20 protein-coding genes are annotated in these 21,197 nt (G+C 63.1%); 9 read left to right on the forward strand and 11 right to left on the reverse strand.

Annotated elements, in window-relative coordinates:
• Positions 1-229 precede the first annotated feature (229 nt).
• Both ACQ4WS_RS16420 and ACQ4WS_RS16425 read right to left on the reverse strand, forming a co-directional pair.
• Positions 230-637: a GlcG/HbpS family heme-binding protein gene (locus ACQ4WS_RS16420; RefSeq protein WP_034786036.1), complete on the reverse strand. Its 408-nt coding sequence runs from the start codon at positions 635-637 to the stop codon at positions 230-232.
• A gap of 59 nt (positions 638-696) precedes the next feature.
• A complete protein-coding gene (locus ACQ4WS_RS16425) occupies positions 697-1,608 on the reverse strand; it encodes a patatin-like phospholipase family protein (protein ID WP_436477951.1) in 912 nt (303 codons plus the stop codon).
• Between the two features lie 170 nt (positions 1,609-1,778).
• Here ACQ4WS_RS16425 and ACQ4WS_RS16430 point away from each other — a divergent pair, with 170 nt between their 5' ends.
• The 4 genes from ACQ4WS_RS16430 to ACQ4WS_RS16445 all read left to right on the forward strand — a co-directional run bounded on the left by ACQ4WS_RS16430 (position 1,779) and on the right by ACQ4WS_RS16445 (position 6,112).
• Complete coding sequence (locus tag ACQ4WS_RS16430) at positions 1,779-1,997, forward strand: hypothetical protein (protein ID WP_436477953.1); 219 nt, start codon at positions 1,779-1,781, stop codon at positions 1,995-1,997.
• Entirely contained in the window at positions 1,994-2,281 is a 288-nt protein-coding gene (locus ACQ4WS_RS16435) for a barstar family protein (protein ID WP_436477955.1), read from the forward strand. Before ACQ4WS_RS16430 ends, ACQ4WS_RS16435 begins: the two co-directional genes overlap by 4 nt.
• A 354-nt stretch (positions 2,282-2,635) precedes the next feature.
• Positions 2,636-4,342: a 2-isopropylmalate synthase gene (gene leuA, locus ACQ4WS_RS16440; protein WP_436477957.1), complete on the forward strand. Its 1,707-nt coding sequence runs from the start codon at positions 2,636-2,638 to the stop codon at positions 4,340-4,342.
• A 168-nt stretch (positions 4,343-4,510) separates the two neighbouring features.
• Positions 4,511-6,112 (forward strand): methyl-accepting chemotaxis protein, encoded by a 1,602-nt coding sequence (locus ACQ4WS_RS16445; RefSeq protein WP_436477959.1) that lies wholly within the window; start codon positions 4,511-4,513, stop codon positions 6,110-6,112.
• A gap of 5 nt (positions 6,113-6,117) precedes the next feature.
• Here the strand turns inward: ACQ4WS_RS16445 and egtB are convergent, their stop codons facing one another.
• Together egtB and egtD are read right to left on the reverse strand one after the other, a co-directional pair.
• Positions 6,118-7,350, reverse strand: a complete 1,233-nt coding sequence (egtB, locus tag ACQ4WS_RS16450) for an ergothioneine biosynthesis protein EgtB (RefSeq protein ID WP_436477961.1) — start codon at positions 7,348-7,350, stop codon at positions 6,118-6,120.
• Between the two features lie 9 nt (positions 7,351-7,359).
• Positions 7,360-8,274: an L-histidine N(alpha)-methyltransferase gene (egtD, locus tag ACQ4WS_RS16455; protein ID WP_436478109.1), complete on the reverse strand. Its 915-nt coding sequence runs from the start codon at positions 8,272-8,274 to the stop codon at positions 7,360-7,362.
• Between the two features lie 400 nt (positions 8,275-8,674).
• On the opposite strand from egtD, the gene ACQ4WS_RS16460 reads away from it, so the two are divergent.
• Together ACQ4WS_RS16460 and ACQ4WS_RS16465 are read left to right on the forward strand one after the other, a co-directional pair.
• Complete coding sequence (locus ACQ4WS_RS16460) at positions 8,675-9,367, forward strand: ABC transporter ATP-binding protein (RefSeq protein WP_436477963.1); 693 nt, start codon at positions 8,675-8,677, stop codon at positions 9,365-9,367.
• 180 nt (positions 9,368-9,547) lie between these two features.
• Entirely contained in the window at positions 9,548-9,835 is a 288-nt protein-coding gene (locus ACQ4WS_RS16465; RefSeq protein WP_152252401.1) for a hypothetical protein, read from the forward strand.
• A gap of 582 nt (positions 9,836-10,417) precedes the next feature.
• Here ACQ4WS_RS16465 and ACQ4WS_RS16470 read toward each other — a convergent pair.
• Positions 10,418-11,179, reverse strand: a complete 762-nt coding sequence (locus tag ACQ4WS_RS16470) for a GNAT family N-acetyltransferase (RefSeq protein ID WP_436477966.1) — start codon at positions 11,177-11,179, stop codon at positions 10,418-10,420.
• Positions 11,180-11,323: 144 nt separating this feature from the next.
• On the opposite strand from ACQ4WS_RS16470, the gene ACQ4WS_RS16475 reads away from it, so the two are divergent.
• Entirely contained in the window at positions 11,324-13,633 is a 2,310-nt protein-coding gene (locus tag ACQ4WS_RS16475) for an FdhF/YdeP family oxidoreductase (RefSeq protein ID WP_436477968.1), read from the forward strand.
• Here ACQ4WS_RS16475 and fdhD read toward each other — a convergent pair.
• The 4 genes from fdhD to ACQ4WS_RS16495 all read right to left on the reverse strand — a co-directional run bounded on the left by fdhD (position 13,623) and on the right by ACQ4WS_RS16495 (position 18,096).
• Positions 13,623-14,450, reverse strand: coding sequence for a formate dehydrogenase accessory sulfurtransferase FdhD (gene fdhD, locus ACQ4WS_RS16480; protein ID WP_436477970.1), 828 nt, complete (start codon positions 14,448-14,450; stop codon positions 13,623-13,625). The two genes, ACQ4WS_RS16475 and fdhD, sit on opposite strands and share 11 nt — an antisense overlap.
• 68 nt (positions 14,451-14,518) lie before the next feature.
• Positions 14,519-15,172 (reverse strand): hypothetical protein, encoded by a 654-nt coding sequence (locus ACQ4WS_RS16485; protein ID WP_436477972.1) that lies wholly within the window; start codon positions 15,170-15,172, stop codon positions 14,519-14,521.
• Between the two features lie 94 nt (positions 15,173-15,266).
• The gene (locus ACQ4WS_RS16490; RefSeq protein WP_436478111.1) at positions 15,267-16,724 is read right to left on the reverse strand and encodes a Ppx/GppA phosphatase family protein; all 1,458 of its coding nucleotides are present in this window, start codon (positions 16,722-16,724) and stop codon (positions 15,267-15,269) included.
• A gap of 289 nt (positions 16,725-17,013) precedes the next feature.
• Positions 17,014-18,096, reverse strand: coding sequence for a calcium:cation antiporter (locus ACQ4WS_RS16495; protein ID WP_436477974.1), 1,083 nt, complete (start codon positions 18,094-18,096; stop codon positions 17,014-17,016).
• Positions 18,097-18,379: 283 nt separating this feature from the next.
• Between ACQ4WS_RS16495 and ACQ4WS_RS16500 the strand changes: the two genes are divergently transcribed.
• Complete coding sequence (locus tag ACQ4WS_RS16500) at positions 18,380-18,718, forward strand: hypothetical protein (RefSeq protein WP_436477976.1); 339 nt, start codon at positions 18,380-18,382, stop codon at positions 18,716-18,718.
• 6 nt (positions 18,719-18,724) lie between these two features.
• Here the strand turns inward: ACQ4WS_RS16500 and ACQ4WS_RS16505 are convergent, their stop codons facing one another.
• Complete coding sequence (locus tag ACQ4WS_RS16505) at positions 18,725-19,876, reverse strand: GGDEF domain-containing protein (RefSeq protein ID WP_436477978.1); 1,152 nt, start codon at positions 19,874-19,876, stop codon at positions 18,725-18,727.
• 37 nt (positions 19,877-19,913) lie between these two features.
• Complete coding sequence (locus tag ACQ4WS_RS16510; protein ID WP_436477980.1) at positions 19,914-20,189, reverse strand: hypothetical protein; 276 nt, start codon at positions 20,187-20,189, stop codon at positions 19,914-19,916.
• Between the two features lie 152 nt (positions 20,190-20,341).
• Between ACQ4WS_RS16510 and ACQ4WS_RS16515 the strand changes: the two genes are divergently transcribed.
• Positions 20,342-21,118, forward strand: a complete 777-nt coding sequence (locus ACQ4WS_RS16515) for a spermine/spermidine synthase domain-containing protein (RefSeq protein ID WP_436477982.1) — start codon at positions 20,342-20,344, stop codon at positions 21,116-21,118.
• Positions 21,119-21,197: the final 79 nt, after the last annotated feature.

Here is a 21,197-nt window from a genome sequence, read left to right on the forward strand (position 1 = left end):
CACGGGGAAGCCACCTCAGGCAAGGTTCTGAATGCGAAAAAATCCCTCCGTTTCGCTGAACCCGGGGGACATTTCTACTTGGGACAAAAGGGGACATTTCTATTTAGCGTTGACAGGAAGAAAATGTGGAATGGCCGGCATTTTTTTGCGCAGCAGCATAAAACCCCCGCCCCATGAAAAAAGCCGCCCGGCTTGCGCGGGGCGGCAGTTCTGCAACTGCGGCTACTACTTAGGCAGTCAAGGCTGCAATACCAGCTTTCGCGATTTGCGCATCTTCCGCCGACTTCACGCCCGAGACGCCGACGGCGCCCACGTAGTGACCGTCGAACACGATGGGCACGCCGCCTTCGAGCAAGCCGTCGATTTCCGGTGCGCTCAGGAACGACACGCGGCCGCCATTGATCATCTCTTCATAGATGCGCGATTCGCGGCGGCCCAGCGCGGCCGTCTTGGCTTTCGACGGGGCGATGTGCGACGAGATCGGCGCCACGCCATCCATGCGCTGCAGCCACAGCAGGTGGCCGCCGTCATCGACGATGGCGATCGTGACCGCCCAGTTATTCTTGACCGCTTCCGCTTCGGCGGCGGCAGCGATTTTCTTTACGTCGTCCAGGGTCAAAATCGGTTTCGATTGCATGGTGCATCCTTGTTATGTTGAAGCAAAATTGTATACGAAATGCGCAGCGGCACGATCGCTTACTGCTCGCGCTTGGCTTTCAGCTTTTGCTTGAGCTGCGCCATCACGGCAAAGGCCGCCTGCTCGCCCGCCAGAATGGCCTGGTTGCGGCTGTTGAAATCGTTGCCCTTCATGGTGCCCAGGCTGGGCTGGATCACCACGTCCGCATCCTTGAGCTCGAACTGATTGATGCGCTGGCCCATGATGGCAAACGTCTGCATGATCACTTCCATCGAACTGATAGCCTTTTGCGTATCCGTTTGCGACGAGATATTCACGGCGATGATGAAATCGGCGCCCATGTCGCGCGCAAAGCGCACAGGCACGGGAGCGACCAGGCCGCCATCGACATAGGTGTGGCCGGCAATCGTCACGGGCTGGAACACGCCGGGCACGGCCGACGAGGCGCGCACTGCCATGCCGGTGTTGCCGCGCTGGAACAGGATCGGCTGGCCATTTTTCAAATCGGTCGCCACCACGCCAAACGGTATCTTGAGTTTTTCCAGCGGCACGCCGCCGACAGCCTTGTTGACATAGCTTTGCAGCGCTTCGCCCTTCAATACGCCGGACGACTTGCCGAACAGGGGCAATGCCCAGTCGGAAATGGCCGCCTCGTCCATGTCGAACGCCATCTTTTGCAGGGCGAAGCCGGAATTGCCCGCCGCATACATGGCACCCACCACGCTGCCGGCGCTGGTGCCCGTGACGATGTCGGCATGGATACCCTGCGATTCGAGCGCCTTGATCACGCCGATGTGCGCGAAGCCGCGCGCCGCGCCGCCGCCCAGGGCCAGGCCAATCTTGATCTTGCGGGGCGTGACGACGATGGGTTCCGGTGGCGTCAATACTTGTATGGGTTTCGGGACGGTGGTATCGCAGCCGGCCAGCGCAAAGGCGGCCAGGGCAAGCAGGGTCAGGCGTTTAGGGAACATGGTGGAGAGGGGGAACCGCGCGCGGCAGTGGCAACAAAGGAGAGACGATTGTAGCGCAAGCGGGGCTGCCCGCACTGAAGGCGGTCTTAAATGTTTGTGGTGACAATGTTCCGAACCGTGCGCGCCACTCCGGCTGCTAGACTGGCGCCTGGTCTTTACTCACAATTAACATGTCCGAAGAATTGCAATTTGCCGACAGCCGCGCCCTGCACGCACCGTTTGCGCAACAGCTATCGCAGCTATCGCCCGACGGCGCCCTCGCCTGGATCGACGTCAATGTTGGCTCGCCTGTGGCGGGGCAATGGGGCGTGGCGGCAGCGCTGCTGGACACGCCCTGGCCACATATCATGCGGCCAAACCTGCAGAACCTGCTCAAGGGCATGCTGTGAACAGGCCAGCCCATATCAGCATCGACTTGAGCGATATCAACACCGCGCGCCAGTTACATGCCAGCCTGGCAGCAGCGCTGGCCTTTCCTGCCATCTACGGCATGAACTGGGATGCGCTCTGGGATGCCATCACTGGCCTGGTGGACATGCCGCAACAATTACAATTCACAGGCTGGCAAGTGTTGGAAGAGCGGCTGCCGCGCGATGCGGCCATCCTGCAGCGCATCCTCGCGCGCATGGCGCAGGATGCGCAGGACGGGGCGACGCAGGTCCATTACATGTAGAACGGAAACGCTTGACAGCCCGGCCCAACTTCCCTTACATTAAGTGCATGTCCTCCTTCAAACATTCCTCCCCTTCCCTGCTGTCGCTATCGCGACTACCCCTAGCACGCGCATAACGTTTGCCGCATTGCTTCGCCTGGCCACACGCCGGCGTGTTTCAAAAACCCTGGAAGGTTTGATGATGTTTGCACCATCCCCATTCGTACACGTAATCCCCACTGCGACCGCCCCTGCTGGCATCGCTGCCGCACTGCTACCGCTACCGATCGCTTGCCTGGCCTAGTGTTGCGTGGCCGCCCGGCAAGCTTGCGCCACAACCATTGATTTCCCCCCTATCTTCAGGAGTACCCGATCATGATGTTGCAAAACCCAGCTTCCAAATACCGCGCCTTTCCTCCCGTCAAATTGACCGACCGTCAATGGCCCAACCAGATCATCAGCAAACCGCCTATCTGGATGAGCACCGACTTGCGCGACGGCAACCAGTCGCTGATCGAACCGATGAGCGCGGAAAAGAAGCTGCGCTTCTTCGAGATGCTGATCGCCATCGGCCTGAAGGAAATCGAAGTGGGTTTCCCATCGGCATCGCAGACGGATTTCGACTTCGTGCGCAAGCTCGTCGATGAAGGCCGCATCCCGGACGACGTCACCATCATCGTGCTGACCCAGTCGCGCGAAGAATTGATACGCCGCACGGTGGAGTCCGTCGTCGGTGCCAAGCGCGCCATCGTTCACCTGTACAACTCGGTGGCGCCCGTGTTCCGCAAAGTCGTGTTCGGCATGTCGCGCGAAGAAATCACCAACATCGCCACCACCGGCACGACCTTGGTAAAACAGCTGGTGGCCCAGCATCCGGAAACGGAATGGGGCTTTGAATACACGCCCGAATCGTTCTCCACCACGGAACTCGATTTCTCCAAGCATATCTGCGACGCCGTCAGCGCCATCTGGAAGCCGACGCCGGCCAACAAGATGATCATCAACCTGCCATCGACCGTGGAATGCAGCACGCCCAACGTGTATGCGGACCAGATCGAATGGATGTCGCGCAAGCTGGCGCGCCGCGATTCCATCATCATCAGCGTGCACCCGCATAACGACCGCGGCACGGCCGTCGCGTCGGCCGAACTGGCCGTGATGGCGGGCGCCGACCGCGTCGAAGGCTGTTTGTTCGGCAATGGCGAGCGCACGGGCAACGTCGACCTGGTGACGTTGGCGATGAACTTGTACACGCAAGGCGTGCACCCGGGCCTGGATTTCTCCGACATCGATACCGTGCGCAAGTGCGTGGAAGAGTGCAACCAGTTGCCCGTCCACCCGCGCCACCCGTATGCGGGCGACCTGGTGTTTACGGCATTTTCCGGCTCGCACCAGGATGCGATCAAGAAAGGTTTTGCCAAGCAACAACCGGACAGCATCTGGGAGGTGCCGTACTTGCCGATCGACCCGGCCGACCTGGGCCGCAGCTACGACGCCGTGATCCGCGTCAACAGCCAGTCCGGCAAGGGCGGCATGGCGTACTTGCTGGAACAGGAATACGGCCTGGTCTTGCCGCGCCGCCTGCAGATCGAATTCTCGCGCGCCGTGCAAGCCGTGGCCGATGCCACGGGCCGCGAAATCGCCGCGCAAGATATCCATGAAATCTTCCAGAAGGAATACCTGGAGCAGACGGCGCCGTACGCCTACGCTGCGCACCGCATGGTGGAAGACACCAGCAGCGACGAATCCGTGCAAATCGACATCAGCCTGTCGCACCGCCAGACACCGCTGGCCTTGCAAGGCGGCGGCAACGGCCCCATCGATGCCTTCGTCAATGCGCTGGGCCTGGACATCAAACTGATGGATTACCACGAGCATTCGATCGGCTCGGGCGCCAACGCGCAAGCGGCTTGCTATGTGGAGTTGCGCCTCGACAATGGCCCGACCCTGTTCGGCGCCGCCATCGACAGCAATATCGTCACCGCCTCGTTCAAGGCCGTGCTGTCGGCCGTGAACCGCCGCATCGGGCAGACGGAAGCTGAAAAGACAACGGCGGCCGAGGTCGCTGCCAGCGCCGCCTAAACACTTTTCAGCGCACTCCCTAGGGAGAAAAAGCGGTACGGCTTGATCTCCGTGCCGCTTTTTCATTTCTTTGGGGCAATTAGTAGTGCAAATCAGGTATTGCCGACCGTATAATCATTTCATAACAAGACCAGCGGAGACAGATCATTAGCTACCGAGGGAATCAGTATGAAGTTGAAGGACATGAAGATAGGCGTGCGCCTGGGTGCCGCTTTTGGCGTGGTGCTGCTGTTGATGGCAGTGCTGGTGGGAACGGGCCTTTTCCGGCTGGACAAGATCGGCGCGCTCGGCGAAGCCATCATCGAGAAAGACTGGGCCAAGGCTGACGCCATCGCCACCATCCGCAGTACCACCCGTTCAAACGCGGCGCTGGTGCTGGAACTCTTCATCCATGAAGATCCGGCCCGCGCCAACGCCATCCACGGCGAAATCGATGCCAACAAGGCCACCATCAGCGATGCGCTGGCCATCCTCGACCGCCTGATCGTGCTACCTGAAGGCAAGGAACTGCTGGCTACCCTGAAGCAGCAGCGCAAGGCCTATGTCGTCTCGTTCAGCCAGGCCGACAAGCTGCTGATGGCAGGACAGCGCGCCGAAGCGGCCGTGCATGTGCGCGACGATACCCTGCCCGCCTTGAACCGCTTGCAAAAGACGGTGAACCACCTGAACGAAATCCAGCGCGCAGTGGTCGTGCACGGCGGCCAGCAAATCCAGCACAATATTACAGCAGCGAATGTGCTGATGGCCAGCCTGGGCACGGCCGCCCTGCTGCTGGGCGTGCTCTTTGCCTGGTGGGTCACGCGCTCGATCACCACGCCAATGGCATATGCCTTGCGCGTGGCGCAAGCCGTGGCCGCAGGCGATCTGAGCACTAAAATCGTGGCCGATGGCAAGGATGAAGCGGGCCAGCTGCTGCAGGCGCTACGCGACATGAATACCAACCTGGCCACCCTGGTGGGGCAAGTGCGCGGCGGCACGGGCACGATTGCCGTGGCATCGAGCCAGATCGCCAGCGGCAATGCCGACCTGTCGGCCCGCACGGAAGCACAAGCCAGCGCGCTGGAAGAGACGGCCTCGTCGATGATCGAACTGACGGGCACCGTGCGCAGCAACAGCGACAATGCGCGCCAGGCCGACAGCCTGGCCCGCTCGGCATCAGCCATCGCCCAGCGCGGCGGCACGGCCATGGCGGAAGTGATCGGCACCATGGATGCCATCAATGCATCGTCGCGCAAGATCGTCGACATCATCGCCGTCATCGATGGCATCGCTTTCCAGACGAATATCCTGGCCCTGAACGCGGCGGTGGAGGCAGCGCGTGCCGGCGAGCAAGGCCGCGGCTTCGCCGTGGTGGCGTCCGAAGTGCGCAACCTGGCGCAGCGCTCGGCTGCGGCCGCCAAGGAAATCAAGGAACTGATCGCCGACTCCGTCAACCGGGTCGGCCAGGGCGCGCAGCTGGTCAGCCAGGCGGGCGCCACGATGGACGAAGTGGTGGCCAGCGTGGGCCGGGTCAGCGCCATCGTCGGCGAAATCAGCGTCGCCAACCACGAGCAGAGCGAAGGCATCGAGCAGATCAATGCCGCCATCATGCAGATGGATCAGACGACGCAGCAAAACGCGGCTCTGGTCGAGGAGGCAGCTGCGGCTGCGGCGGCCATGCATGAGCAGGCAGGCGAACTGGAAACCCTCGTCAGCCAGTTCAAGCTGGAACAGAACGCCATCGCCAAGGCGCCGCCCCGCCCTGCCCCCTCAGTTCCGCGCTTGCAGTAAGCAAACTATTCCACCTGGCGCGCCAGGCGGATGCCGGAAAATTGCCAGCGCGCGCCGGCCGGGAAGAAATTGCGGTAGCTGGCGCGCGCATGGCCGGCCGGCGTGGCGCACGATGAACCGCGCAGCACATACTGGTTCAGCATGAACTTGCCGTTGTATTCGCCGAGCGCCCCGGGCGCCGTACGGTAGCCGGGATAGGGCGCGTAGCTGCTGCTGGTCCACTGCCAGCAATGGCCGAACATTTGCCGCAATCCCGTTCCCGACGCGCCGGCCTCCGGATGCAGCTGGCCAAGCTCCACCGCGACGCCTTGCGCCGCCACTTCCCACTCCGCTTCCGTCGGCAGACGCGCGCCGGCCCAGTGTGCATAAGCGTCCGCCTCGAACAGCGACAAATGCGTGGCCGGCGCCTGCAAGTCGAGCGGATGCAAGCCAAACAGGGTGAACTCCAGCCAGTGGCCCGCCTCGTCGCGCTGCCAGTACAGCGGACACTGCAAACCCTGGCTGCGCACCCAATCCCAGCCTTCGGCCAGCCACCAATGCGCCGTACGGTAGCCGCCCGCCTCGATGAAGGCGAGATAGTCGCCATTCGTCACCAGCGCGCTGGCCAGTTCGAACGGCGCCACGTATTGCGGGTGGCGCGGCAATTCATTGTCAAAGCAAAAGCCATCGCCCGCATGGCCGATCTGCGCCAGGCCGCCATCGAAGGCGAGCCAGGCCGTGGGCTGCGCGCGTCCTTGCGCTGGCGCAACCGCGCTGTCCATGTAAGCGGGAAACAGGGCGCTCTGCGCCAGCAAGTGCTTGACGTCCGTCAACAGTAATTCCTGGTGCTGCTGCTCGTGTTCGAGACCCAGCGCCAGCAGCATGCTCAGCCGTTCGCGCTCCTCGCGCGCCAGTTCGCCCGTCAGCAGGCGCCCGATGCGCGCATCGACGTTGGCCCGGTAGGCGCGCACCTGCGCCATGCCGGGACGCGTCAGCAAGCCCCGCTGGGCGCGCGGATGCTTCTCGCCCACGCCGTTGTAATACGAGTTGAACAGCACGCGGAAGGCCGGGTGAAAGGGCGCAAACGCCGCTTCCATGCTTTCCAGGATAAACGTTTCGAAAAACCAGGTGGTATGCGCCAGATGCCATTTCACGGGACTGGCGTCCGGCATCGATTGCGCGCCGCAATCCTCGTCCGACAGGGGTTCGGCCAGCAGCAGCGAATGCTGCCGCACTTTATGGTAATGATCGATCAGCATCGTCGCCTTTTAGTCTCTGATAGCGCGCGCATAGATCACGGCAAACCACTGCTGCGGGTCCGTCCAGACTTGCACTGTGGAAAACCCGGCCTGTTCCAGCAAGCCGACGAAGGTGGCGCGCGTGTACTTATAGCTGTCTTCCGTATGGATGCGCTCGCCTTTAGCGAAGCGCCGCTGGCCACCTTTCCAATGGACAACTTGCTCGCTGCGCGCTTCCAGGTGCATCTCGACGCGGCGCTCGTCGGCATTGAAGAAGCCGTGGTGCTGCCACGCGCGCACGTCGAAGTCGGCGCCGATCAGGCCGTTCACATGGCGCAGCATGTTCAGGTTGAAGGCGGCCGTGACGCCCAGCGCGTCGTCATAGGCGGCGTCGAGGATGGCGTCATCCTTGATCAGGTCGACGCCGATCAGCAGGCCGCCATCGCCGTCCGCATTCGCGCGCAGGCGGCGCAGGAAGGCGATTGCTTGCTCAGGCGCAAAATTGCCGATCGACGAGCCGGGATAGAAGAACAATCGCCGCGCCTCGCGCACGCTATCGGGCAAGTCCAGGCGGCTGGAGAAGTCCAGGCCCAGTCCCGTCATTTCGATGTGCGGAAAGCGCTGCTGCAGTCGACTCAGCGATTCGCTGAGGAAATCATAGGAAATATCCACGGCCACATACTGGGCCGGGTGCAGCAGAGGGAACAGGCTGGCGGCCTTGGCGCAATTGCCCGCGCCCAGGTCGATCAGGGTGCTGCCCGGCCCCACGGCGTGCGCGATCTCGGCGCCGTGGCGGGCGAAGATGGCCGCTTCCGTGCGCGTCGGATAATACTCGGGCAAGGCGCAGATGGCCTCGAACAGTGTAGAACCCAGCGCGTCGTACAGGTACTTGGGCGAGGTCCAGGCATTGCGCGCCAGCAGGCCGCTGCTGATCTCGGCTATCATGGCAGGAGTGGCGCTGGCCGCTTCTGCGTTGCCGGCGGGATACAAATAGGACTGCTGTTGCGCGAGTTGCATGGTCATGGGCTGGCGTCGTTTCTCTAGGTTCACGAAGGGCATGCACGGGTGACCACCGGATGCGCCGCCCCTGCCGTACCGCTTTGCGGGCGCCTTGCCGATGACTTTTTCTCATCATAGCGGAATCCGCGCAAGCCAGCCGTGCGGCAGGTAACTTAAGGTCAATGCGCGCCGCACGCCGCAGTAACCACACAAAAGTGGTATTACCAAGCAAAAAGCATAAGCCTGTCGTATACTACACATTGCCGGCCAAACAATCCGCGCCCCTTTGCAGTTCCCAGGCCCCCCTCTCCCCCGCGTGCCTCCCTTTACGATAGCCGTTAACACCATGCTCGAATTGCGCAATCTGTCGAAGTCCTATGCCCATGCCCGTCCCGTGCTGGCCAACATTTCCTGCCGTTTCAAGGCCGGGGAATTCATCGCCATCATGGGTGACTCGGGCGTGGGCAAGTCGACCTTGCTGAACCTGATCGCCGGCCTCGATACGCCCGATGCGGGTGCCGAAGCGCACCCTATCCTGGTGGACGGCATTGCCATGTCCAGCCTCGATGACGCGGCCGCCACCCGGCTGCGGCGCGCCCGCATGGGCTTTATCTTCCAGGCCTTCCACGTCTTGCCGCACCTGACCCTGCTGCAGAACGTGGCCCTGCCGCTGCTGCTCAACGGACTGCCCCAGGAGCGTGCCGCCAGCATGCTCGAGGCGGTCGGCCTGGGCGGACGCGGCGGAGACTTTCCGCAGCAATTGTCCGGCGGAGAAATGCAGCGCGTGGCCATTGCCCGCGCGCTCGTGCACAAGCCGGCGCTGGTGCTGGCCGATGAGCCTACCGGCAATCTCGACCCGGATACGGCGCACAGCATCCTGCAATTGCTGCGCGCCGAAATCAAAGCCAACGGTAGTTGCGCGATCATGGTCACGCATTCGCTGGCCGCCGCCGAAATGGCGGACAGAACCATGATCCTGACGAAAAGTGGCTTACAAAATACAACAATCGTCAACCAAATTGATCAAACAATCAGTTAATTTAACTGACCATCTGTCACAAGTTTTGTTATCGTAGTATTATTGAAAACACTTGCCTGGTTATCAATGTTGTAACGCAAATGTTGTCACGTCACCCAGACAGCGGTACTGCGATGACGAACTATAGCCGGGACCGCATAACTGTGGTCTCGTCCCTTGCATAACCTGAAGGAGGAGTAAATGAACGTTCGGCAAAAGAAGCTGGAAATGATTGAAGCGATGAACCGGGCGCGTGCGCTCGAACCATCGAGTTTTGTGCCCAACAAGCTGCTCGATACCCTGATCGAGAAGATGAACCTGAAAAATGATGCGGAACTGTGCCGTGTACTCGAGGTCCAGCCCCCCATCATCAGCAAGATTCGTCACGGCAAACTGGCGGTCGGTGCAACGATTTTATTGCGCATGCATGAAAAATCGGACATCACCATCCGCGAACTGAAGGAACTGTCCGCCACGCCAGTCCACTGATACATCCGCTGTTGTCATACCATGCCAGGCACCCAGGCCCCCGGCGCCATGAACTGTTGCCATACAATTCGCGTAGTTCGCTCACCGCACAACATCCGAGCACGATAGCGAAGAGACCCAGCCCAAACCATGCTGACCGTTTCTCTGCCCTTCCGCTCCCGCAGCCCCCCCCGCATTCACTCCGCATTGCCCCGGCAGCCGGCATTTCCACTCAAACTCGATCTGACACACCACGCATAGTCTGCGCAGGTATCAAGGTCAGCTTTAATCAGCTTTCTCAAGCGCACCCCGGCGACACCCAGGGCGACATGCGCCCCGACGTCATCGCGCCATGCTCGAAACTGGCCGCCATCCTCGCCACGGCCTTCATTGAAATGGGCTCGCAAGCGGCCATCGCGGCCCGCTGGCGCATTGGGCGGAACTGGAGATACGCGAGGGCGACGCGCTGTGTGGCATCGATGCGGGCGCCGACATCGACGTGCCGGCCGTGCCCGACCCGGCGCAGGGACGGCAACTGCTGCACGACGGACGGCGCCGCCGTGCAGGCGCTGGCGAGCCAGCTGCAGGCCTCACTTCCCGCTATCAGCCAGCCACTACCCCGTAATGGCGCGCATAGCGCTCGTCCAGATTCGCCAGCGGCATCATCATGAACATGTCGGCGCTTTCGAAATCAGGATCCCACGCCGGTTCGCCGCAAATCCACGCGCCCGAACGCAGGTAGCCCTTGATCAGCGGTGGCACCTGCGGCTTGTGCGCCGCTTCCACCTTGTGAATGGGGAAAGGCAGGTGCGGCGTGACGCGGTACTCGCTTGGGGCCATGTGCTTTTCGGCCAGCGCCTGGTACACGGCGACGGCGTTATGGCCGCCGTCGGCCAGGCTGATGCTGGCGCAGCCGACCAGGTAGTCGCAGCGCTCGCGGCGCATGTATTCGGCCAGGCCCGACCACAGCAGCATGATCACACTGCCGCCCCGGTATTTCGGGTGGATGCAGGCGCGGCCCGCTTCGACCATGCGTCCGCGCAGGTTCTTCAGGCGGCTCAGGTCGAACTCGTTTTCCGAATACAGCCGGCCGATCTTGGCTGCCTTGGCCGCGCTCAGCACGCGGTAGGTGCCCACCACTTTCAGGGTATCGGCGTCGCGCACGATCAGGTGATCGCAGTGCGCGTCGAATTCATCACTGTCGAGGCCATCGGCGTTGGCCAGCGACGTGAGGCCCATGGTCTCGATAAACACCTTGTAACGCAAACGCTGGACTTCGCGCAATTCCGCCGCTGTCGTGGCCTGGCTCAGTACCAGTTGAACCGGCCGGGCCTTGGCTTCGTTTGATGCGATTATGTTTTGCATGGTTTCATCCCTGTGATCAAGACGACTCCAGCGTACTTGTCTAATATGTCAGGAAAATGACAGCCGAATGTCATTTCCATGACGCAAGTCAATGCCATGCGGGGATCGTGCATAATTACCACACTCGCCCAGCCGAAAGAGCCCATGAAAGACACAGACGCCGTCCACATCCGCCCCTACACCAAGCCGGCAGCCGGCTGGGATGCGTTGAAACACGTGGCCATCAGCCTGCGCCAGGAACGGGTCGCACCCGGCAATCTGAAGGCGCTGCTGGCGCAAAACCAGCCGGACGGCTTCGACTGCCCCGGCTGCGCCTGGCCCGACCGCAACCACGCTTCCACGTTTGCCTTTTGCGAGAACGGCGCCAAGGCCGTCGCCGCCGAAGCGACCAGCCGCCGCGCCGGCCCGGAGCTTTTTGCCAGCCATACCGTCACGCAGTTGCTGGAGCAATCCGACTACGCGCTGGAGCAGCACGGCCGCCTGACCGAGCCGATGGTGTACGACGCTGCCAGCGACCGCTATGTGCCCATCGCCTGGGAAGACGCCTATGCCCTCGTGGGGCGCCACCTACGCGCCCTGCCCGATCCGAACCAGGCCGCGTTTTACACGTCGGGGCGGGCCAGCAACGAAGCGGCCTTCTTGTACCAGCTGATGGCGCGCCTGTACGGCACGAACAACTTCCCCGACTGCTCCAACATGTGCCACGAGGCGACCAGCCGCGGCTTGCCGGCCACCGTGGGCATGGGCAAGGGCACGGTGACCTTGGCCGACTTCGAACTGGCCGACACAATCCTTATCTTCGGCCAGAATCCCGCCACCAACCATCCGCGCATGCTGGGCGAACTGCGCGACTGCGCGCGCTGCGGCGGCAGCATCGTTTCCATCAATCCCCTGCGCGAACGGGGCTTGCAGCGCTTCATGGACCCGCAAAGCGCGCTGGAAATGGCGACCCTGGGCAGCACGCGCCTGGCCGGCCTGTTCGTCCAGCCCACCCTGGGCGGCGACTTCGCCCTGATCAAGGCCGTCGCCAAGCGCGTCGTCGAGCATGACGATGCGGCGCAGGCGGCCGGCGCCCCGGCCGTCATCGACCATGCTTTCATTCTTCAACACTGCAGCGGCTTCGACGCATTCCGCGACGACCTGCGCACGGAAAGCTGGGAGCTGCTGGTACGGGAGTCGGGCGTGGCGCGCGCGCAGATCGAGGCGCTGACGGACATCTTCGTCAAGGGCCAGCGCATCATCGCCACCTGGGGCATGGGCCTGACGCAGCACAAGCACAGCGTGGCGGCCATCCGCATGCTGTCGAACCTGATGATGCTGCGCGGGCAGATCGGCAAGCCGGGCGCGGGCTTGTGTCCCGTGCGTGGCCACTCCAACGTGCAGGGCGACCGCACGGTGGGCATCGAGGAAAAGCCCACCAAGGCCTTCCTCGACCGCCTGGGCCAGGTATATGGATTCGAGCCGCCGCGCGCGCATGGCCACGACGTGGTGGCCAGCATCGACGCCATGCGGCGCGGCGCGGTAAAAGTGTTCATCGCGCTGGGCGGCAATTTTGCGGCCGCCACGCCAGACACGCCGCTCACTTTTGCCGCCCTGCGCCAGTGCGCGCTGACGGTGCAGGTAGCCACCAAGCTCAATCGCAGCCACCTGGTCATCGGCAAGGAAGCCTTGCTGCTGCCCACGCTGGGGCGCACGGAGATCGACCTGCAGCACGGCGTGGCGCAGGGCGTGACGGTGGAAGACTCGATGAGCATGGTGCATATCTCGTACGGCCGCAATGCGCCCGCTGCGCCGCAGCTGCGCTCGGAAGTGGCCATCGTGGCCGGCATGGCCGAAGCGACCGTGGGCAGCAGCCTGGTGGACTGGCGCGCGTATGCAGCCGACTATGCGCGCATCCGCGACGACATCGAGAAGGTGTTTGACGATTTTTACGACTACAACGCCAGGGTGGCGCAGCCGGGCGGCTTTCATCTGACGGTGGCTTCGCGCCAGCGCGTGTGGAAGACGGCCAGCGGCAAGGCCAGCTTCCTGGTGGCGCCACTGCAGCTGGACACCCCGCTGCACCGCGCCCGCGCGCGCCACGGCGAGCGCCTGATGGTATTGATGAGCACGCGCTCGCACGACCAGTACAACACCACCATCTACGGCATGGATGACCGCTACCGGGGCGTGTACGGCACGCGCAAAGTGGTCTTCGCCAACAGGGAAGATATCGCCATGCTGGGCTTTGCCGACGGTGAGCTGGTGGACTTGATCGGCGCCTGGGACGATGGCGTGGCGCGCCGCGCCGATGGCTTCCGGCTCGTCGCCTACGACATCCCGCGCGGCTGCCTGGGCGCGTATTACCCGGAGACGAACGCGCTGGTGCCGCTGGCCAGCACGGCCGACGGCGCCGGCACGCCGACGTCGAAGTCGGTCCCCGTGCTGCTGCAACGCAGTGAAGTTAAAGCGTGATGGCGGGCGTGTAATCGACGTACGCATCCTGGCGGCAGAAACCCACCAGCTTCATGCCCGCCTGCGTGGCGATGGAAATGGCCAGCGAACTGGGGGCGGAAATCGTCGCCAGCAACGGGATCTGCATGCGCGCCGCCTTGCGCGCCAGCTCGTAGCTGCCGCGGCTGGACAGGAAGACAAAGCCGCGCCGCATGTCGATATCGTGCAGCGCGAGATGGCCAATCAGTTTATCCAGGCCGTTGTGGCGGCCGACATCCTCGAAGACGTGCACGATATCGCCATCGGGCGTGCACCACGCGGCTGCGTGGACGCCGCCCGTTTCCCGCATCAGCACCTGGTGTTCGCGCAAGCTGCTCGATGCGCGCGCCAGCGCGGCCGGCAGGTCGACGTGGATCAGCGCCGGCGGCAGCGCTGCAGGCTGCAAGTCGAGCATGTCGATGCTGTCGATGCCGCACACGCCGCAACCCGTGCGGCCCGTCAGCTGGCGGCGCCGGTCCTTCAGGCGCACGAAATCTTCCTGCGCGATGCTCAAAGCCACTTCAGCAGAATCAGGACGCAGGAACACCTCGCAGTCGAAGATGGCATCGGCGGAAGCGACCACGCCTTCCGTCAGCGCGAAGCCGTAGGCAAACGCTTCCAGGTCGCGCGGAGTGGCCATCATGACGACGTGGGAAATGCCATTGAAGACCAGCGCGACGGGAATTTCCTCGGCGACATGGTCGGTGGCGGCAATGGATGCGCCCGCGCGGTGGCGGACGATGGCGCGCTCGACGAAGCCGGCGCGTTCGATCTCTATATCTTCTGACATGGCAACCATGGGGAAACTATCACAGACCCCATGGTAAACCAGAACGGCCAGACAGGGGGCGGCCCCTGCCCGCGCCATCAATCCTTCTTCGGACGGCCCGTTTTCAGCTGCGGCAAGCCGGCCAGCACGTTTTGCAGGGTGGCCAGGTCGATCTGGCTGATCAGCGCCACGCCGATGCGCAGCAATTCGCTTTTCTTGATCTCGAAACCGGCCTTCAGGCAGGCTTTCTTGACCTGGCCCAATACTTCGTATTCCGCTTCCGGCATGGTGAAGCTGTCGCGCACCAGTTTCGGCTTGCGGGCTTTTTCCTTGACGGCGGCGACCTTGGCGACAGGCGCTTTTTTCGCTGGCGCAGGCTTGACGGCCGCTTTGGCTACCGCTTTGACAGCGGTTTTCGCTGCCGGCTTGGCGACGGCCTTGGCGGCTGGCTTCGCAGCAACCTTGGCCGCTGGCTTGGCGACCGGCTTGGCAGCGGCTTTGGCGACAGGTTTCGCCACGACGGCCTTGGCGGCCCCTTTGGCGGCAACAGGTTTTGCTGCTGCCGGTTTCGCAGCGGCCGGCTTGGCGGCCACTGGCTTGACGGCGGCTTTTGCCACCGGCTTGGCTGCCGGCTTGGCGGCAGGTTTGGCGGCCGGTGCGGTCTTGGCGGCTGCCGCGTTGATCGAGGCGCTGGTGGGAAACATCGATACGGGCGCGCTGTCGGCTTTTTTCGCTGGGACGGGTTTGGTCATGGATTTTCCAATCTAATAAATAATATAAACAATATATACGGTTTTTTGAAACCTTGCTTGCTGCACATCAAATTGCGTCAATACTGCCCCCTCCTCACGCGCTGGCGCGTATCGTGAAATCGACCCCGACCTCATCCCAGAATTCCTGCTCCTTCTCGATCCAGAACGACACGGTGGGATGGTGCGCCACCCAGCCGCGCTTGATATCGAGTTCGATGCGGCTCTTCATGCGCAGGCGCAGTTCGCTGAAATCGGCTTCGATGCGCGCATGCATGAGCAAAATCGACAGGCGCAGCGCCAACACGGCCTTGGCGAAATCGGGGTCGGACAGCACCTCGCCGATCTTGCGCAAGTTGCCCTTCTGCGCCAGGATCAGCCGGCTCATGGTCTTCTGTTCGCGCGTGGTAAAGCCGGGCAAGTCCGCGTTTTCCACGATATAGGAAGCGTGCTTGTGGTAGCCCGTCTGCGACACGGCCAGGCCCACTTCGTGCAGCAGGCTGCTCCAGCGCAGGCATTTCACCAGGGCGTCCGACGCGGGCTTGAGCTGCGCATACATGGCCAGCGCCTGTTCGGCCACCCGGTTGGCGCGCTGCTGGTCGATATGAAATTTCTCCATGCAGCCCTGTACCGACTGCTCGCGGCGGTCGCGCTTGGTCGAACGCAGGTACAGATCCCACATCACGCCCATGCGCAAGCCCGCCTCAATCGGCGTCATGGCGGGAATGGCCAGTTCGCGGAACAGGCCGATCAAGATGGCCAGGCCGCCGACGATGGTGCTGGCACGGTCGGGGCGCAAGCCGGGCATGTCGATACGGCTGGTGTGACCGAGTTCGATGAAGCGGCGCGCCAGCGCATCGAGGCTGGCGCTCGTGAGCAAGCCGTCGCCCAGCTTGTTGCGGGCGATGATGTCGGCGATGGTGCGGATGGTGCCGGAAGAGCCGTAGGCCGTCTTCCAGTGCTGCGGGCGGTACGGCGGCGCCGCATCCTCGAAATGGCTGCGCGCCGACAGGATGGCCGCCTCGAACGACGGCGCGTCGATGCGCCCGCCGATGAAGAACGACAGGCTTTGCTTGACGGTGCCCAGGCTGAACGACTCGACGCGCTCGATATCGTTGCCGCGCCCCAGTATCAATTCGGTCGAACCGCCGCCGATATCCATCACCAGCCGGCGTTCGCCGGGAATGGCCAGCGCATTGGCCACGCCCATGTAGATCAAACGCCCCTCCTCCTCGCCCGAGATAATCTCGATCGGGTAGCCGATGGCTTGCTCGGCCAGCGGCAGGAAGACGGCGCCGTTGCGCGCCACGCGCATGGCCGACGTGGCCACCACGCGCACGGCATCGAGTTCGAAGCCGGCGAGGATGGCGCGAAAGCGCTGCAAGCAGGCCAGCGCGCCCTGCATGGCCGCCTCGGTCAGGTCGCCATTGGCGTCCAGGCCGGCGGCCAGGCGTATCGGGTCGCGCACGCTCTTGACCACGCGGATCGTGTCGCCATCATGCTTGCCGACGTGTAAACGAAAACTGTTGGACCCCAGGTCCACCGCTGCATACATACTGGCCTCTTGTCTTGTCATTACTGTGCCAACCGAAAAAGTTGGCAAACTCAGTTGCTAAACTATATAAATCATTTAAACGATTTAAAAATCCTACCACACTACCCCCATCGTATGACAGCGGCGTGACAGGATTGTGACAAAACGGCGAGCAACAGTAACGCTCAAGAACACCTGACAAAACCGTAGCGAGCGGAAGGAAGTTGTGGTTGAGACGCGCAACTGTACGAAGGTACAGTGAGCATCGCAGACCATAAATTCCGACGCGCAGTAGGTTTTGACAGGTGTTCTACGGCACGATGGTGGTAAATAAATAGACCGCAAAAATCACCAGATGCACCGTGCCCTGCATGACCGTGGTACGGCCCGTGCCCAGCGACAGGGTGGCAACCATCAACGACAGCAGCAACAGCACTGTCGACTTGATATCGAGTCCCAGGGTAATCGTCAGGCCCGTGGCCAGCGACACCACCACCACGGCGGGTATCGTCAGGCCGATGCTGGCCAGCGCGGAGCCGAGCGCCAGGTTCAGGCTCGTTTGCAGCCGGTTGGCGCGCGCGGCGCGCACGGCGGCCAGGCCTTCGGGCAGCAGCACGATGGCGGCGATGACGATGCCGACCAGGGTTTTCGGCGCGCCCATGGCGGCAATCGCCGTCTCCAGCGCGGGCGCCAGCGATTTGGCCAGCAGCACCACGGCACCCAGGCACACCAGCAGCGCGCCGGCGCTGACCCAGGCGACGGTGGGCGTCGGCGGCGCCGCATGCACTTCTTCGTCACCGACGGCTTCCTTGGGCAGGAAGTAATCGCGGTGGCGCACCGTCTGCACCAGCACGAAGGTGCCGTACAGGACCAGCGAGATCACGGCGATGAAGATCAGCTGGCTGGAATTGTAGAAGGGGCCGGCGGCGCTCGATGTGTAGTTCGGCAGCACCAGGGTCAACACGGCGATGGCCGCCAGCGTGGCAAGCGAAGCACTCACGCCCAGCAAGCCGAAGGTCTGCTCGCGGTGGCGCCCGGCGCCCAGCAGCAGGCAGATGCCGACGATGCCGTTCAAGATGATCATGATGGCGGCAAACACGGTGTCGCGCGCCAGGCCCGTCGTTTCCGGTCCGCCTGCCAGCATCAGCGAGACGATCAGCGCCACCTCGATCAGGGTCACGGCCAGCGCCAGCACCAGGGTGCCATACGGTTCGCCGATGCGGTGCGCCACCACTTCCGCGTGGTACACGGCGGCCAGCACGCTGCCGATCAGGCCAGCCACCAGCAGGATCTGGTAAGCGCCGCCGACATTGAAGGTGGAGCCGAAGAGGAACAACCAGCCGGCAAGCGGGGCGGCAAGCGGCCATACAGGCAGGGTTTTGAGCATTTTCATTATGGGCCTGGCAAGAGTAAAAAAGGGGAACTGCGGTGCGGACGACAAGAGAGGGCCTAGCGTGCACCCCACAGCATAACTTGCTTAGCTTAAATGAAAGTTAGGGAATGCACACCTCCGGCTGCCGGCGGCCCGCGCCTTGATCACCTTGCTGCAGTGCACCTCCTTGCTTCCAGTAACTATAGTACCTTTGGTAACATGCCGTTGCAATTTTCTTGTCTTTTTGCATCCTGCTGGCGTCATACTGCAGGGCCCGCCCTCTGGCACCGAGCAAGGACAGACCATGATTTCCGTAAACAGCAGCGCCATGCGCACGTTCGTCTTCGCGGGCAGCTTGCTGTGCGCCGCCGCACACGCGGACACACCGCCAGCGCAGGCAGCGCAGGTAGACGCGAACTGGGCCACCCCGCCCGCGCCCGCCGCAGAGCCGCGCTGGCAAGACAGCCTGCCACCCGCGCCACCCGTGGCGCCACGCGAAGAAAAGATACTGCCCAAGAGCGAATGGCTCAGCGTCGAGCCGATGAAAACGCCCGACCGGCGCTGCGATCCTGGCCTCGATGCCCTGTTCTTGCCCAAGGAATGCGGCAAGGAACCCAGCTGGCTGGGCTCACGCAAGAAGTAATCCGATTTAAATATCGAGGATGCTGTTGGCCTGCGCCTCCACCACCCTGTTGCGGCCGGCCTGCTTGGCCGCCTGTAGCGCCTCGTCAGCGCGCTTGAACAGGCTGACGGTGCTGTCTTCGGCACGGATGGTGGTCACGCCCAGGCTGGCCGTCAGTTGCAGCACGGCGCGTTCCGTCTTGACGGGCAGCACTTCGACGGCGGCGCGGATGCGCTCGGCCACCATCAGCGCATCGGCCAGGGTCGTGCGCGGCAACTGGATGGCGAATTCGGCGCCGCCCAGGCGGCCCATCAGGTCACTGTCGCGCAACTGCTGGCGGCAGGTGTCGACGATGGTTTTGAGCACCGCATCGCCCACCGGATGGCCATAGCTGTCGTTGACGCGCTTGAAATGATCGATATTGAGCACCACCAGCGCCGTCGGCAAGCCGGGCCGGCGCGCCAGCGCCATCCATGGCGCCAGCGCCTGGTAAAAGCCGCGCCGGTTTGGCACGCCCGTGGCCGCGTCGAGCACTTCCAGGCGCGCCAGCTGGCCGCCCAGCTTTTCACGCGACAGCAGCAGATAGCCGAAGGCGTTCGTCAGCATCATCAGGTACAGGGCGCCGAAACCGGCCAGCTGCAGCAGCTCCGCGTCAAAAGCGGGGACGGCGGCGGCCAGCACGCCGCGCGCGGCGATCAGCAGCGACAGCAGGCCCATACTGACGACGAGGAAGCGGCGCAGCATGCTCGCCTCGCGCCATTTCAGGCACAGCGCGGCCACGCCGGCCAGGAAGAAGCCGGCCACGATCAGCGAACCGCCGGCGCTGCGCAACAGCGGCGCCACATCGAACAGGTAGCAGGCGGCGAACAGCCCCACCGACAACCCCAGCGCCGGCAAGACATAACGGCGCCATCCGCTGCGCCCGGCCGCCTGCCACAGCGCGCCCGCGTCGAGCGCCATGCCGGCAAACAGCAGGCTGTTGCCCAGCAAGATGGAGAGGAAATCGGGCAGCACGCCGCGGAAATACAGCAGGCACCAGGCCACGGCCTGGCATTGCTTGGCCACCGCCCAGGTGGACATGCTGAGCGACTTCTTGCGCTCGTACTCGAAGAAGAACAGGGCCGCGCACAGGCTCAGGTTGCCGAGGGCCAGGGCCAGTACCAGGGTCTTGATATCCATGGGCTACGCTATCGATGCGCAGGCGCGGCGCGCCAGGTCAGATTTCGTGTTCGACATTGGTGCTGCCGTCGCCGATCTTGCTGACCCACGCCTGCACGAAATACTGCTTTTCCACGTCGCTGGGGGCCTCGTGCCAGAACACGATGAGAGTGCCCTTGTGATCGTGAATTTGCGCCACTTTTTCAATGAAGCCGACATTGTCGGCCTGGTCGGCCAGCGCCGCCGCGTAGCCATACACGCGCGTCAGCCGCTCGATGCGGTCAGGCTCCGTAAAACTGTTCGTCGCCGTAATAATGGGGTGATCCAAAAACATGCTTGTCTCCATGGTGCCCGACTGCGGCCGTGCCGCTGCGCGCAGATATACGCATGCTCGGCGCGGATTAATCGGGTATGCTCACGGGAGCTTATCAGATTTCTCTGAATGCAACAAAGCATCTCCCCCAGTCCACTCAGCGAAGTTGTCCCATGCCGGAAAACGGAAGCACCTCCCCACTTGCCCCGCAGGTGCATACCTGTGGCGACCGGCGCCGCCTGGAATTCCAGCCCGGCATGATCCAGAGCGAAATGCTGCTGTCGCGCCCCGACCATCTGCTGCTGCGCTATGCGCGCGCCATGATGTGCTTTACCCTGTTCGTGCCGCGTCCCCGCCACATCCTGATGGTAGGCCTGGGCGGCGGCTCGCTGCTGAAATTCTGCCACCGCCACCTGCCCGACACGTCCATCACGGTGCTGGAATTGCGCGCCGACGTGATCGCCCTGCGCGAACAGTTCTTGCTGCCGCCTGACGACGCGCGCCTGCGCATCATCGAGACAGATGCCGTCAGCTATATCCGCCAGCATCCGGGCTGCGCCGACGTGCTGCTGCTCGATGGCTACGACGAAACGGGCTTGCCGCCGGCACTGGGCAGCGCACGCTTCTACGCTGACTGCCTGCGCGCCCTGCTGCCCGGCGGCGTGCTGGTGGCCAACCTGTTCAGTTATGACGAGCACTACCCTGCCATGCTGGCGCGCCTGATGCTCACATTCCGTGGCGCCGTCTGCCACTTCGACGGCATCGCCGGCAATAACCGCATCATCTTCGCCGCCAAGCCCGAGCAGGGCCAAGACGCCGACGGCCGCGCCGTGCGCATGGTGCGCCTCGTGCGCTGGCGGCGCATGGCCGGCCTGGCGTTCCTGAACCGCTGGCTGCCGGCATGGCAGTTGTGGCGCTTGCGCCGCCAGTCAGGTGCGGACAGCGACTGAAAGTCGACTTCCCCAGCCATAGATGTTGTTGCTTATTAGCAGTGATTTGGTGCAAAATCAGCATGGTGGATGTGGTTTA

This window comes from Janthinobacterium leeuwenhoeki (assembly GCF_051380795.1).
Lineage (GTDB): Bacteria > Pseudomonadota > Gammaproteobacteria > Burkholderiales > Burkholderiaceae_D > Janthinobacterium.

Bases quoted from the DNA above. Each gene is read 5' to 3' on its own strand.
- ACQ4WS_RS16420 (WP_034786036.1), bottom strand. From the start codon at position 637: ATGCAATCGAAACCGATTTTGACCCTGGACGACGTAAAGAAAATCGCT.
- ACQ4WS_RS16425 (WP_436477951.1), bottom strand. From the start codon at position 1,608: ATGTTCCCTAAACGCCTGACCCTGCTTGCCCTGGCCGCCTTTGCGCTG.
- ACQ4WS_RS16430 (WP_436477953.1), top strand. From the start codon at position 1,779: ATGTCCGAAGAATTGCAATTTGCCGACAGCCGCGCCCTGCACGCACCG.
- leuA (WP_436477957.1), top strand. From the start codon at position 2,636: ATGATGTTGCAAAACCCAGCTTCCAAATACCGCGCCTTTCCTCCCGTC.
- ACQ4WS_RS16445 (WP_436477959.1), top strand. From the start codon at position 4,511: ATGAAGTTGAAGGACATGAAGATAGGCGTGCGCCTGGGTGCCGCTTTT.
- egtB (WP_436477961.1), bottom strand. From the start codon at position 7,350: ATGCTGATCGATCATTACCATAAAGTGCGGCAGCATTCGCTGCTGCTG.
- egtD (WP_436478109.1), bottom strand. From the start codon at position 8,274: ATGATAGCCGAGATCAGCAGCGGCCTGCTGGCGCGCAATGCCTGGACC.
- ACQ4WS_RS16460 (WP_436477963.1), top strand. From the start codon at position 8,675: ATGCTCGAATTGCGCAATCTGTCGAAGTCCTATGCCCATGCCCGTCCC.
- ACQ4WS_RS16465 (WP_152252401.1), top strand. From the start codon at position 9,548: ATGAACGTTCGGCAAAAGAAGCTGGAAATGATTGAAGCGATGAACCGG.
- ACQ4WS_RS16470 (WP_436477966.1), bottom strand. From the start codon at position 11,179: ATGCAAAACATAATCGCATCAAACGAAGCCAAGGCCCGGCCGGTTCAA.
- ACQ4WS_RS16475 (WP_436477968.1), top strand. From the start codon at position 11,324: ATGAAAGACACAGACGCCGTCCACATCCGCCCCTACACCAAGCCGGCA.
- fdhD (WP_436477970.1), bottom strand. From the start codon at position 14,450: ATGGTTGCCATGTCAGAAGATATAGAGATCGAACGCGCCGGCTTCGTC.
- ACQ4WS_RS16485 (WP_436477972.1), bottom strand. From the start codon at position 15,172: ATGACCAAACCCGTCCCAGCGAAAAAAGCCGACAGCGCGCCCGTATCG.
- ACQ4WS_RS16490 (WP_436478111.1), bottom strand. From the start codon at position 16,724: ATGTATGCAGCGGTGGACCTGGGGTCCAACAGTTTTCGTTTACACGTC.
- ACQ4WS_RS16495 (WP_436477974.1), bottom strand. From the start codon at position 18,096: ATGAAAATGCTCAAAACCCTGCCTGTATGGCCGCTTGCCGCCCCGCTT.
- ACQ4WS_RS16500 (WP_436477976.1), top strand. From the start codon at position 18,380: ATGATTTCCGTAAACAGCAGCGCCATGCGCACGTTCGTCTTCGCGGGC.
- ACQ4WS_RS16505 (WP_436477978.1), bottom strand. From the start codon at position 19,876: ATGGATATCAAGACCCTGGTACTGGCCCTGGCCCTCGGCAACCTGAGC.
- ACQ4WS_RS16510 (WP_436477980.1), bottom strand. From the start codon at position 20,189: ATGTTTTTGGATCACCCCATTATTACGGCGACGAACAGTTTTACGGAG.
- ACQ4WS_RS16515 (WP_436477982.1), top strand. From the start codon at position 20,342: ATGCCGGAAAACGGAAGCACCTCCCCACTTGCCCCGCAGGTGCATACC.